Annotated in this window: 10 protein-coding genes; 5 read left to right on the top strand and 5 right to left on the bottom strand. The window is 73.6% G+C overall.

All coding sequences use genetic code 11. The annotated features are described in order from the left end of the window. Positions 1–237: 237 nt before the first annotated feature. Entirely contained in the window at positions 238–648 is a 411-nt protein-coding gene (locus JJV70_RS04520; protein ID WP_219046435.1) for a cobalamin B12-binding domain-containing protein, read from the bottom strand. Positions 649–793: 145 nt separating this feature from the next. Between JJV70_RS04520 and JJV70_RS04515 the strand changes: the two genes are divergently transcribed. Together JJV70_RS04515 and JJV70_RS22460 are read left to right on the top strand one after the other, a co-directional pair. Then, complete coding sequence (locus tag JJV70_RS04515; RefSeq protein WP_219046434.1) at positions 794–1,588, top strand: triacylglycerol lipase; 795 nt, start codon at positions 794–796, stop codon at positions 1,586–1,588. Positions 1,589–1,969: 381 nt separating this feature from the next. Beyond that, positions 1,970–3,766, top strand: a complete 1,797-nt coding sequence (locus JJV70_RS22460) for a peptidoglycan DD-metalloendopeptidase family protein (RefSeq protein ID WP_308294678.1) — start codon at positions 1,970–1,972, stop codon at positions 3,764–3,766. A gap of 69 nt (positions 3,767–3,835) precedes the next feature. Here JJV70_RS22460 and pcrA read toward each other — a convergent pair whose 3' ends face one another. Beyond that, a complete protein-coding gene (gene pcrA / locus JJV70_RS04505; protein WP_219046373.1) occupies positions 3,836–6,403 on the bottom strand; it encodes a DNA helicase PcrA in 2,568 nt (855 codons plus the stop codon). Positions 6,404–6,468: 65 nt separating this feature from the next. On the opposite strand from pcrA, the gene JJV70_RS04500 reads away from it, so the two are divergent. Beyond that, entirely contained in the window at positions 6,469–7,098 is a 630-nt protein-coding gene (locus JJV70_RS04500; RefSeq protein WP_219046372.1) for a DUF1707 domain-containing protein, read from the top strand. Between the two features lie 60 nt (positions 7,099–7,158). On the opposite strand, the gene JJV70_RS04495 is transcribed toward JJV70_RS04500, so the two are convergent. The 3 genes from JJV70_RS04495 to JJV70_RS04485 all read right to left on the bottom strand — a co-directional run bounded on the left by JJV70_RS04495 (position 7,159) and on the right by JJV70_RS04485 (position 9,948). After that, a complete protein-coding gene (locus tag JJV70_RS04495) occupies positions 7,159–7,512 on the bottom strand; it encodes a hypothetical protein (protein ID WP_219046371.1) in 354 nt (117 codons plus the stop codon). A 120-nt stretch (positions 7,513–7,632) separates the two neighbouring features. Further along, positions 7,633–8,049, bottom strand: a complete 417-nt coding sequence (locus JJV70_RS04490; protein ID WP_219046370.1) for a hypothetical protein — start codon at positions 8,047–8,049, stop codon at positions 7,633–7,635. Between the two features lie 378 nt (positions 8,050–8,427). Then, a complete protein-coding gene (locus JJV70_RS04485) occupies positions 8,428–9,948 on the bottom strand; it encodes a PspC domain-containing protein (protein ID WP_306823401.1) in 1,521 nt (506 codons plus the stop codon). Between the two features lie 135 nt (positions 9,949–10,083). Here JJV70_RS04485 and JJV70_RS04480 point away from each other — a divergent pair, with 135 nt between their 5' ends. Both JJV70_RS04480 and JJV70_RS04475 read left to right on the top strand, forming a co-directional pair. After that, positions 10,084–11,343, top strand: a complete 1,260-nt coding sequence (locus tag JJV70_RS04480) for an ATP-binding protein (protein WP_257573365.1) — start codon at positions 10,084–10,086, stop codon at positions 11,341–11,343. Further along, positions 11,340–12,068: a response regulator transcription factor gene (locus JJV70_RS04475; RefSeq protein WP_219046368.1), complete on the top strand. Its 729-nt coding sequence runs from the start codon at positions 11,340–11,342 to the stop codon at positions 12,066–12,068. Before JJV70_RS04480 ends, JJV70_RS04475 begins: the two co-directional genes overlap by 4 nt. The last annotated feature ends 68 nt before the right edge of the window (positions 12,069–12,136 follow it).

The following is a 12,136-nucleotide window of genomic DNA, read 5'->3' as shown; positions in this document are numbered from 1 at the left end:
GAGGGGCCTCGTCAGGGGCGTTGGGGCGCCCCGCGCGGTGGCGCGGCCCCTATGGCCCCGCGTGGTGGCGCGGGGCCATAGGGGCGGCCAGGAGGGAGGTGATCTGACGGCGGCCGTGGGCGGGTGTCCACGCACAGCAGACACCAGAGCCAGGGCAGGGCGCCGCCGGATCGGGCCAAGGCCCCGAGGCCCGGCACGCGGGACCAAGGGCGTCAGGGGCGGACCGCTGGTGGGGGCTTACGCGGGGACGGGGCGGATGTGGGTGCGGACCCAGTCGACGATCTCTGTCGTCGTCGCCCCGGGGGTGAAGACCGCGGCGACGCCCTTCTCCCGCAGCGGTGCGATGTCCTCTTCGGGGATGATGCCGCCGCCGAACACCTGGATGTCCTCGGCGTCCCGCTCTTTCAGCAGTTCGAGGACCCGCGTGAACAGGGTGTTGTGGGCGCCGGAGAGGACGGACAGGCCGATGGCGTCGGCGTCCTCCTGGATCGCGGTGTCCACGATCTGCTCGGGTGTCTGGTGCAGGCCGGTGTAGATGACCTCCATGCCCGCGTCCCGCAGGGCCCGGGCGATCACCTTGGCCCCGCGGTCGTGGCCGTCGAGGCCCGGCTTGGCGACCACCACGCGGATCGGACCCGACACACCCATCACTGCCTCCATCGTCATTGACCGCGGCTCCGGCAGCCGCCGCAGGGGCGCCGGTGTGAACGAACGTTATCGTCCAGCATCGCGCACCCTCTCGTTTCATGGTGCGGGGGGAGGGGGAAATCACACAATGGGAGAGGTGAGCCGCATGCAGGTGCCCCGCGTGCTGGACGCCGTGCGGACGGCGGCCCTGGAGGCGGCCGTGCTCACCGGCCGCCTGGCGCTGTACTCCACCGGCCTGCTGGCGGAACGTCCCGTGCCAGAGCCGGTGAGCCGGGACGGGGGCGCGGCGCCCGGTCCGCGTCCGGTGCTGCTGATCCACGGGTTCGTGGACAACCGCTCGGTGTTCGCGCTGGCCCGCCGGTCGCTGGGGCGGCACGGGTGGGATCAGCTGGCCAGCGTCAACTACTCGCCGCTGACGTGGGACGTGCGGGCGGCGGCCGAGGCGTTCGGCACCCAGCTGGAGGAGTTTCGCGCGCGCACCGGCCGGCCCCGGGTGGATGTGGTGGCGCACAGCCTGGGCGGGCTGATCGCCCGGTACTGCGTCCAGCGGCTCGGCGGTGACGCGCACGTGCACACGCTGCTGACGCTGGGTACCCCGCACGCGGGCACCCGGGCGGCACCGGCGCTGTCGCTGCACCCGCTGGTGCGGCAGATGCGCCCGGGGTCGGACGTGCTGGCGGAGCTGGCCGGGCCCGCCCCGGGATGCCGTACCCGGTTCGTGAGCTTCTGGAGCGAGTGCGACCAGGTGGTGGACCCGGTGCACAGCGCCCGGCTGGTCCACCCGGACCTGCGCTGCCGCAGCGTGCGGGTGCGCGGCGTCGGACACCTGGCGCTGCCGGTGCACAGCGCCGTCATCGCCCAGGTCCGCCGCGAACTCCTGGCGGACCTGGAGGACAACGCCGACGCCCGCTCCCCCGCTCCCTCCGCCGAGGTCGCCTGACCCACCCCAGGTGGGGAAACAAGCTCCCCAGCACCACGTACTGCACCGTGAAGGTAGCGCAGCGGACCACGCCGTCCGCTCCCCACCGGCCGTCGATAGCCAGGGTGACGACGGCCCCGGTCGCGATCCCGAGCGCCACGCACCAGCCCAGCCAGGCCAGCCACTTCTTCATGGGAAACGCCTGCCCCCGGTGCGGTGACCCGAACGCGGGAGTCGAACGAGCGCTGGCGTACTGACCCGTAGTACGCCAAACGGGCACTCTGTTGCCCGCTCTTCGCTTGCTCAAAACCCGCGGAAGATTGTGGCGCTCGCGACGCGGCGGGTACAGTCGCCGACACTGCTCTGGCAGCCCCTGTCTCCGAGGCGAAAGAGAAGTTGGTGGTGAACGACCGTCCCCCGTCAGGCCCTACGGCCACGACAGGCACCGGGTTCTCCGGCTACGCCGGTTACGAGGACCCCTACGGGCAGGCCGCCGCCTACGGCTACGGCACCGCCGCGAGTGCCGGTTACCCCGCCGAGGACCCGCTGTCCGCCGCCTCCACCGGTGACCGCGCCCAGCAGGGGCAGCACGCCCCTTACGCCGGGGCCGGTTACGGCTCCGGTCAGGAGCACCACGCGTCGGCCGGGGACTACACCGGTGCCGCGTACGGCGGTTCGGCGGACGACGGCTCCGCCCACCCGGGCGACGCGGCGTACCACAGCACCGCCTACGACAGCGCGGCGTATGGCGGTGTCGCGTACGGCGGCGACCCCGGTCACACCCCGAACGCGAGTTCCCCCTACGGTGCCGCCGTACCCGATCTCGGCGGCCACCCCCTCAGTGGTGACGAAGCCGCCGGTTACGCGACCGGCGGCTTCGTCGCGGAGAGCTACGGCACCGGGACCCACAGCGCGGAGCACCCCGGGTACGAGGGCGCCGAGGGTTGGGGCGGCACCGGGTGGGCGGCCGACGGCTGGCCCACGAACGACCGCCCCCTCGCCGGTATTCCGGCCCAGCCCGACTACAGCTGGGTATCCGAGACCACTGACGCTTATCCCGCCGATGGCTACCCTGCCGAGGGCTACCCTGCCGAGCCGCAGCCGCCGAGCCCCTTCCCGGCCGACGCGCCCTACACCACCTCCGAGCACTACGCGGCCGTGGAACAGGTGGCCGAGGGCGCCACGGAGTCCGCGCCGCACCACGACGAGCACGCCTACGACACCGGCTTCCCGCCCGCGCCCGAGGCGCGGGAAGCCGGCGGTGACGCCGCCACGGCGGACGCCGGCCCCGACACCGCCCACACCGGCGTGGGTGCCACCGCCGAAGCGCCCGCGTTCTGCGCTGACGCCGACGGCTGGGACGCTTCCTTCCCCTCCCCCGACGAACTCGCCCCCGTGGAGCCCGCCGCGGCCGCCGTCGCGTCGGTGACGGCCACCGCGGGCGTCCCGCTCGGCCGGGCCGGACGCCGCCGGGCCGCGAAGCCCAGGCGCTCCGCGCTGCTGACGGTGGCCGTTCCCTCAGTGGCCGTCATGGGCGTGGCCGGGATCGCCGCCGCGTCGGTCGGCGGCGGTGTCGCGGAGAGCGCGGAGGACACCACCGCGCAGGCCGCCGACGAGGTGGCCACCGTGAAGTCCGCGGCGGTCAACACCAAGCTCGACACCCAGCTCGCCGGACTCACCGACGACGCCCGCGACTTCGGCGAACGCGCCAGCCGCACCCAGGAGCGCATCGACCTCAAGGAGCGGCAGGAGGCCGAGCGCAAGCGCAAGGCGGAGGAGGCCGCGCGCAAGGAGGCGATGCGGCCCAAGTTCGCGCTTCCGGTGGACCAGCGCGGGCTCAGCGCCTACTACGGGCAGGCGGGCATCAACTGGATGTCCATGCACACCGGTATCGACTTCCCGGTCAGCTACGGCACCCCGGTCAAGGCCGCGACGGACGGCACGATCACCACCAAGTGGGACGTCGCCTACGGCAACATGGCCATCGTGACGGCGGCCGACGGCACCCAGACCTGGTACTGCCACCTGAGCAGCACCAAGCTCCGCTCCGGCCCGGTCAAGGCGGGCGACACGCTCGGTTACGCGGGCAGCTCCGGCAACTCCACCGGCCCGCACCTGCACTTCGAGGTGCGTCCCGGCGGCGGGGCGGCGGTCGATCCCGTGGCGTGGTTCCGCACGCACGGCCTGGACCCGACGTAGCCACACCCCGGATGCCACGGCGGGGGCGGACCGGAACACTCTCCGGCCCGCCCCCGCCGTGGCATCCGGCTACAGCTTCTCCACCGGCGCGTACCGCAGCAGCAGCCGCTTGGGCTTGGCGTCGCCGAAGTCGATCGTCGCCTGCGCGTTGTCACCGCTGTCCTGGACGGCGACGACGGTGCCGAGGCCGAACTGGTCATGCGTGACGCGGTCACCCACGGCGAGCGCGACCACCGGCCGCTCCCGCACCCGGCGCGTCGCGAAACCGCCCACCCCGCCACCGCTGCCGCCACTCCTGCGCGGCGCGGGCGGGGCGGCCGGGCCGGTGCCCAGACGCCGCCAGTCCACGTACTCGGCCGGGATCTCGTCCAGGAACCGGGAGGGCGGGTTGTGCGCGGGCTGGCCCCAGGCGCTGCGCAGCGTGGCGCGGCTGAGGTACAGCCGTTCGCGGGCGCGGGTGATGCCCACGTACGCCAGCCGCCGTTCCTCCTCCAGCTCCTTGACCTGGCCGAGCGCCCGCAGGTGCGGGAAGACGCCGTCCTCCATGCCGGTGAGGAAGACGACCGGGAACTCCAGCCCCTTGGCGGTGTGCAGCGTCATCAGCGTGACGACGCCGGTGCCGGGCTCGCCCTCGTCCTCGTCGGGGATCTGGTCGGAGTCGGCGACGAGGGCCACCTGCTCCAGGAACTCCGCGAGCGTGCCCGGATCGTCCTCGCCCCGTTCCTGTTCGAACTCCAGGGCGACGGCGGCGAGTTCCTGAAGGTTCTCCACCCGGGTCTCGTCCTGCGGGTCCGTTGAGGACTGAAGCTCCGCGAGGTAGCCGGTGCGCTCCAGCACGGCTTCCAGCACCGTGGCCGGTCCCGCGCCGGACTCCACGACCGTGCGCAGCTCCTCCATCAGCGTGTTGAACCGCTTGACGGCGTTGACCGAGCGCGCGGCCATGCCGTACGCCTCGTCCACCCGGCGCAACGCCTGCGGGAAGCTGGTCTTCTCGCGCGCGGCCAGCGCCTCGATCATGGCCTCGGCCCGGTCGCCGATGCCGCGCTTGGGCACGTTGAGGATGCGGCGCAGCGGCACCGAGTCCTCCGGGTTGGCCAGCACGCGCAGGTAGGCCAGGACGTCCCGGACCTCCTTGCGCTCGTAGAACCGCACCCCGCCGACCACCTTGTAGGGCAGGCCGACGCGGATGAAGACCTCCTCGAACACCCGCGACTGCGCGTTGGTGCGGTAGAACACGGCGACATCGCCCGGGCTGGCGTCACCGGCGTCTGTCAGCCGGTCGATCTCCTCGGCGACGAACTGGGCCTCGTCGTGCTCGCTGTCGGCGACGTAGCCGGTGATGCGGGAACCGGCTCCGGCCCGCGTCCACAGGTTCTTCGGGCGGCGGTTCTCGTTGCGCTCGATGACGGCGTTGGCGGCGGTCAGGATCGTCTGCGTGGAGCGGTAGTTCTGCTCCAGCAGGATGGTGGTGGCGTCCGGGTAGTCCTCCTCGAACTGGAGGATGTTGCGGATGGTGGCGCCACGGAAGGCGTAGATCGACTGGTCCGCGTCACCGACGACGCACAGCTCCGCCCGCTCGACGCCGCGCTCGGGGGGCGGGTCCCCGGACTCGGTGCCGGACTCCGCGCGCCCGGACTCCGTGCGCCCGGGCTCCACGCCGTGGAGCCCCGCGCCGCCGGACCCCGCGCCGGGAGATGCCGCGCCGTCCACGCCCACCAGCTCGCGCACCAGCGTGTACTGGGCGTGGTTGGTGTCCTGGTACTCGTCCACCAGCACGTGCCGAAAGCGCCTGCGGTAGTGCTCGGCAACCTCGGGGAACGCCTGGAGCAGGTGCACGGTGGTCATGATGATGTCGTCGAAGTCCAGCGCGTTGGCCTCGCGCAGCCGCGCCTGGTACATGCGGTACGCCTCGGCGAGCGTCTTCTCGAAGGGGTCGGAGGCCCGCTGCGCGAAGTCCTCCTCGTCGATCAGCTCGTTCTTCAGGTTGGAGATCTTCGCGCTGAAGGACTTCGGCGGGTAACGCTTGGGGTCCAGCTCCAGATCCCGGCAGACGAGGGCCATGAGCCGCTTGGAGTCGGCCGCGTCGTAGATCGAGAACGACGAGGTGAAGCCCAGCTTCTTGCTCTCCCGGCGCAGGATGCGCACGCAGGCGCTGTGGAAGGTGGAGACCCACATCGACTGCGCGCGCGGCCCCACCAGTTCCCCGACGCGCTCCTTCATCTCACCGGCCGCCTTGTTGGTGAAGGTGATGGCCAGGACGGAGCCGGGGTGCACCTTGCGGGAACCCAGCAGGTAGGCGATGCGATGGGTGAGCACCCGCGTCTTGCCGGAGCCAGCCCCGGCGACGATCAGCAGCGGGGAGCCGTGGTGGACGACGGCCGCGCGCTGCTGCTCGTTCAGCCCGGACAGCAGCGTCTCGGGATCGACGACGGGACGCCGGGCGCCGTCGCGGTAGTACGCGTCCGGGTCGTGGTCGGCGCCACGGCCCGCGTAGGAGCCGGTGAACAGCCCCTGCGGCACCTCCTCGGCGGGCTCGCCCGGCTGCCCGGGTACGCCGAACGTGCCCTCGGGCGGGGGCTCCTCGTCACCCGGAGGTTCGAGGTGGGCCAGGAAGCTGTCGTCGAAGAGGCTGCTCATCGCTACCGATTTTAGGGTCTGCCACGGACACCGGTCCCGGGTCCGGCGCTTTTAGACTTGCCGGTATGACTGACGCCTCGCGAGCGCCCGTGCCCGGTCCCGGCCCCGGTTCCGGCCACGACCCCGCGCTGCGGGCGTCCCACGCGGACCGCGAAGCGGTGGCCGACCGGCTGCGCGAGGCGGCGGGCGACGGCCGACTGGACATCGAAGAGCTGGAGGAACGCCTGGAGCGGGCCTTCGCCGCCAAGACCTACGGCGAGCTGGCGCCGCTGACAGCCGACCTCCCCGGCGAGCCGCTTACGGGCGCGACCGGCCCGCAGGCCGAGGAGCCGCTGGTGCTGCGCGCGGGCGCCGGCGACGTCACGCAGACCGGGCACTGGCACGTGCCACGGCACATCTCGGCAACGTCGCTGATGGGCAACGTCACGATCGACTTCAGCCAGGCGGAGTGCCGGGTGCGGGAGGTGCTGCTGGAGGTGCGGGTGTCGATCGGTGACGTGACGCTCATCGTGCCGCCCGGCTGGACGGTGCGGGCGCACGGCGTGCGGGCGTACGTGGGGTCGGTGCGCAACAAGGCGGTCGAGCCCCCGGCTCCCGGCGCGCCCACGCTGGAGGTCACCGGCTCGGCGGGCATGGGAAACGTCCGCATCCGCTACCCGAACCGCTGGGAGCTGTGGCGCCGCAAGGCGGGGTGACACCGACGGGCCGCCCGGGGCGCGGGGTGGCCCTCGGCTCCCGGGCGACGGTCCCGGGGGTCAGGTCCAGAGGGTGGCGAGGAAGATGTTGACGATCGTCAGCAGGCCGACGGTGCCCAGGACCGGGGCCGGGACCGTGCGGTCGTCGCGCTTGACGTAGACCAGCGCGAGGATCACCACCAGTACCGCGAGCTTGACGCCGATCTTGACGTGGTTGAGCGTCGCACCCTGCGCCTCGTTCAGCCCCACGAGGGCGACGCCGGTGACCAGCATCGTCAGCGCGCCGTGCAGCATGCCCGGCAGCATGCGTGCCCCGCCGGTGCGCAGGGCGCCCATCTGGAACAGGAAGCCGCCCAGGAGCGCGGCGATACCGATGATGTGCAGCGCGACGACGGCATTGACGAGGATGTCCATGAACCGGAGGGTAACCGGCGCTGAGCGGGCCAGAGCGGGCGGGGCCAGCGGCGGGCCCGGCTGACGCGAGAAAGCGTCGGACGCGGCACCGCGCCGTTGGCCGGACGCCGGACCGCGCCGTTACGGGGCCTCGCGGAGGGCGGTCAGGCTCGGGGCCTCGCCCTCGGTGCCGGGAATGGGGCGGCCGATGGCGTCATCCCCGGCCGTGCGCCGCAGGGCGGCGAGCGCCTGCCCGGGCGCGAGACCCTGGGCGCGGTGCTCGCGCAGCAGTCTGGCCCAGGCGACGGCGGCGTGGAACGCGGCCTCCCCGGCGTCCTCGGAGGGCTCGAATCCGGCGGCGCCCTCGGCGTCGGAGGCCCACAGGAAGCCGAGCACGCCCTCGGAGGTGCCGATCGCGACGTAGGTGACGGGGCCCTGCGCGGTGAAGGCGTACTCATCGGTGGTCACGGTGGCGTCAGTGGCCTCAGGATCGCCGGGCGCGGGTGCCGCCCCCGGCTCCTCGGTCATGCGCGGGGTCAGGTCGCCTTGGCTGCCCATGTGCTCCACCAGCTCGTCGCGTCACCGGCCGCCATGCGGCCCTGGCGGACGGCCGTACCCGTCCCTGGATTTCCTCGCCGCCGACCGTCGTCAGCCTCACCGGCGAACTGCCACAGGACGCTGCCCCGTCCGCGTTCCACGATAACAACCACACGGTAGGCAACCCCTGCCGCAGCGTCGCGACCCGCGCGTCTTCCCCCGCGACCGCCACGGGACCGCCGGGGTGGCGGTCGTGGTCCGCGAGAGGGCTTCGTCCCGGCGGGCTTCGTCCCGGCGGGCTTCGTCCCGGCGGGCTTCGTCCCGGCGGGCTTCGTCCCGGCGACGGACCCCGGTTCGCCGGACGGCTCCGGTTCGCCGGGGGCTGAGGTGCGGGCGGGACTACCGCGCGGGCTCCACGATCGCCTGCTCGACGACGAGTTCCCCCACCACCATGTCCACGTCCAGATGGACCGCCCCGGCCGGTTCCGCGTCACCGCGCGGCTCGACCGTCACGCTCCGGCTGATGGCCACCCCGCCCTCGCTGGCCGCCCCCTCCCGCAGGCGGTAACCGCCTATGGCGACGTCCAGATCCAGCCGCAGCGTCACGTTCTGCGGGACGATCACCCTCAGCTCGCCGACGCCGGTGTCCACCGCGCTGCGCACACTCTGGCCTTCGGTGAGGCCGACGCCCGAGAGGTCGAGCGCGGCCTCCCCGTTGCCGGTGCGGTACACCGAGCGCACCTCGTCCGCGCTCGCCGGGGCCCACCTCGTACTCGACCAAGTGGTGGTGATGTCGTCGGGCAGCAGTGCCGCCCCCACGAGCAAAGCGCCGGTGAGCGCGGTGGCCAGCACCGTGCCCACGCCCACCCGGCCGAAGAAGACACTGGCCAGCAGTCCCAGCACCAGCACCCCGAGCGCCCAGGCGCAGCCGGTGACGAGCGCGGTACCCAGCTGCCCGGAATCCCAGGCGACCGCCGTCGCGTTCACCCCCACGACCAGCGCGGCCGGTACGACGATCCATCCCAGCCGCCGCCTGCGCCGCCCGGCCCCGGACGCCGCGTCGGCATCGCTGGTGCCGGTACCGGTGGTCCCGGTGCCACCGGGCGCCGCGAACGGGTCGGCGGGACGGTCGGCGATACCGTCCGTGGACGCGTCCGCGTCGGCGGGGCCCCACAGGTACCCGGAGTCCCGGTCACCGGAGCCGCCCTCGGCGTCCTTGGCCAGCGGGTCCCGCCACCACGACGGGGCGTGCGGGACGGGCGGCGCCTGCGCCTCGGGCGGGGTGTGCGGCAGCGGATCGGGGCGCGCTTCGGCCTCTTCGCGCCGCCGGTTGCGCGACCAGACGAGGGCGCCCACGAGGGCCGCGCTCAGCAGCACCGAAAACGGCAGGCTGCGCGCCCCGGAGCTCATGGCGGCCAGCATCAGGCCGCTGCCCCCGAGCGCGCACAGCAGGGCGGCCAGGGTCGAGCCCGCCACCCGCCCGGTGAGCAGGCGACGGCCCTCGTTCTCGTCCTCCCCCTCCAGCGGCAGGAGCAGCCAGGCGAAGCCGTAGAGCAGCAGGCCGAGCCCTCCGACGATGGACAGGACGGCCACAGGCACGCGCACGACCACCGGATCGACGTCGTAGTGCCGCCCCAGCCCGCCACAGACCCCGGCCACCACCTTGCTGCCCCGGCTCCGCTTCAGCCGCGCCCCGGCGGGACGCGCCCCGTCGGGGCCAGGGCTTCCGTCCGCACCGCGCACCCTGTCGGCGCCATCCGCCCCGTCGGCACCGTGCGCGCCTGATCCGGCTCCCGCCTCCCCCGTGGCGGCCCCGCGCTCCGTACGACCACGCCCCATGGCGCCGCTTCCCGCGTCCGCGCCGCCGCCCTGCTCTTCGGGGCCGCCCTCGCCGCCCTCGCCGCGCTCGTCCATCGTCATGCCCCCATCCTCACCGCCCCCACGCCACGCGGGCATCCGGGCCGAACCCGGACATTGCCCTGAGCTTCCGGCTCCGGGGCCACCTCGGGGTCACCCCTGATGCCCCCTCCCGCCGCCGCGTGTGACGATCGCGGCATGAGCACCCCCGCGCCCCCCGCCCCGGCCCTTGAGGCCCCGCCGCCGCGCCGCCTGTACCGCAGCTCGGAGGGCCGCTGGCTGGGTGGCGTGGCACGGGGCCTGGCCGGGCACCTGGCGCTGCCGGTGCTGTGGGTGCGCATGGCGTTCCTCATCCTGTTCTTCACCAGCGGCCTGGGCGCGCTGCTGTACGCCGTGTTCTGGTTCGTCGTCCCGCTGGGCGCGGGCGGGGTGAACGCGGCGCCCCGGCCACCCGGCGCCCAGCGCGGGCTGCGCGCCCGCAGGCCGAGCCGGGACCAGCTGCTGGGTGCCCTCGTCGTCGTGATCGCGGTGATCGTGCTGGGCTCCAACCTTCAGTTCGGCGCGGGCAACGCCTACGTCTGGCCGCTGCTGGTGATGGGCGTCGGCGTCGCGGTGGTGTGGCGGCAGGCGGACAACGCACGCCGCGCGCACTGGACGGAGGTCACCAGGCGGCACCGGTTGCTGCCGCTCGCGCGCAGCGCGGCGGGCGTGCTGCTGGTGGGCCTGGGGGTGACGGGCTTCGTCCTCATCCAGGGTTCGGCCGAGCAGCTGGGGGCGGTGCTCCAGGCGTCGGTGGCGGTGCTGGTGGGTATTGGCCTGCTGGCCGGGCCGTACCTGGTGCGGGTCACCCAAGACCTGTCCGAGGAGCGGCTGATGCGCATCCGGGCGCAGGAGCGGGCCGAGGTCGCCGCGCACGTGCACGACTCGGTGCTGCACACCCTCACCCTGATCCAGCGCAACGCGGGCGACTCCCGCGAGGTGGCGCGGCTGGCCCGGGCCCAGGAACGGGAGCTGCGCGCCTGGCTCTACCGGGGTGGCGAGCCCGACGACGAGGAGGAGGACAAGCCGCAGACGCTGGCCGAGGCGGTCAAGGCCACGGCCGCCGACGTCGAGGATCACCACGGGGTGCCGGTGGAGGTGGTGTGCGTCGGAGACTGCCCCTGCGACGACGTACTGGCCGCGCTGGTCCAGGCCGCGCGTGAGGCGATGGTCAACGCCGCCAAGTACGGTGGCGAGGCGGGCGCGGTGCAGGTGTTCGCGGAGGTGGAGGGCCGTAGCGTGTTCCTGTCGGTGCGCGACCGGGGCCCGGGCTTCGAGCTGGACGCCGTGCCCGCCGACCGGATGGGCGTGCGGGAGTCGATCATCGGACGTATGGAACGCAACGGCGGCACGGCGCGCATCCGCACCGCGCCGGGTGAGGGCACCGAGGTGGAGCTGGAGATGGAGAGGGCGCGATGACGACTTCCGACGGCAACGAGGGCACCGGGGGTAACGCTGGCAGCGGAGGCACCCGGGGTGCGGAGCGCCGCGTCCGCGTCGTGCTCGTAGACGACCACCGCATGTTCCGCGCGGGCGTGCAGGCCGAGATCGGCGACACCCCGGCGACCGGCGTGGAGGTCGTCGGCGAGGCGGGTGACGTCGAGCAGGCCGCCACGGTGATCGCCGCGACGCGCCCCGACGTCGTCCTCCTCGATGTGCACCTGCCCGGCGGCGGCGGCGTGGAGGTGCTGCGCCGCTGCGCCTCCGCGCTCAGCGCCGCCCAGCAGCCGGTGCGCTTCCTGGCGCTGTCGGTCTCCGACGCGGCCGAGGACGTCATCGGCGTCATCCGTGGCGGCGCCCGGGGCTACGTGACGAAGACGATCACCGGCACCGACCTGGTGAACGCGATCTTCCGCGTCGCCGACGGGGACGCGGTGTTCTCCCCGCGCCTGGCCGGGTTCGTGCTCGACGCCTTCGCCTCCTCCGACGCCCCGCCGGTGGACGAGGACCTGGACCGCCTCACCCAGCGCGAGCGCGAGGTGCTGCGCCTGATCGCGCGCGGCTACGCCTACAAGGAGATCGCCAAGCAGCTGTTCATCTCGGTGAAGACCGTCGAGTCCCACGTCTCCGCCGTGCTGCGCAAGCTCCAGCTCTCCAACCGCCACGAGCTCACCCGCTGGGCCACCGCCCGCCGCCTGGTGTAGCTCCACCAGGCGTTACCACAGGCCGAGTTCGGCCCAGACCATCTTGCCGACCACGCGCGGCGCCGCCT

Origin of the sequence: Streptomyces sp. JJ66 (genome assembly GCF_019303495.1) — a bacterium.
Lineage (GTDB): Bacteria > Actinomycetota > Actinomycetes > Streptomycetales > Streptomycetaceae > Streptomyces.
The sequence above is the reverse complement of the archived record's forward strand: the minus strand, read 5'-3'. Positions and strand labels throughout refer to the sequence as shown.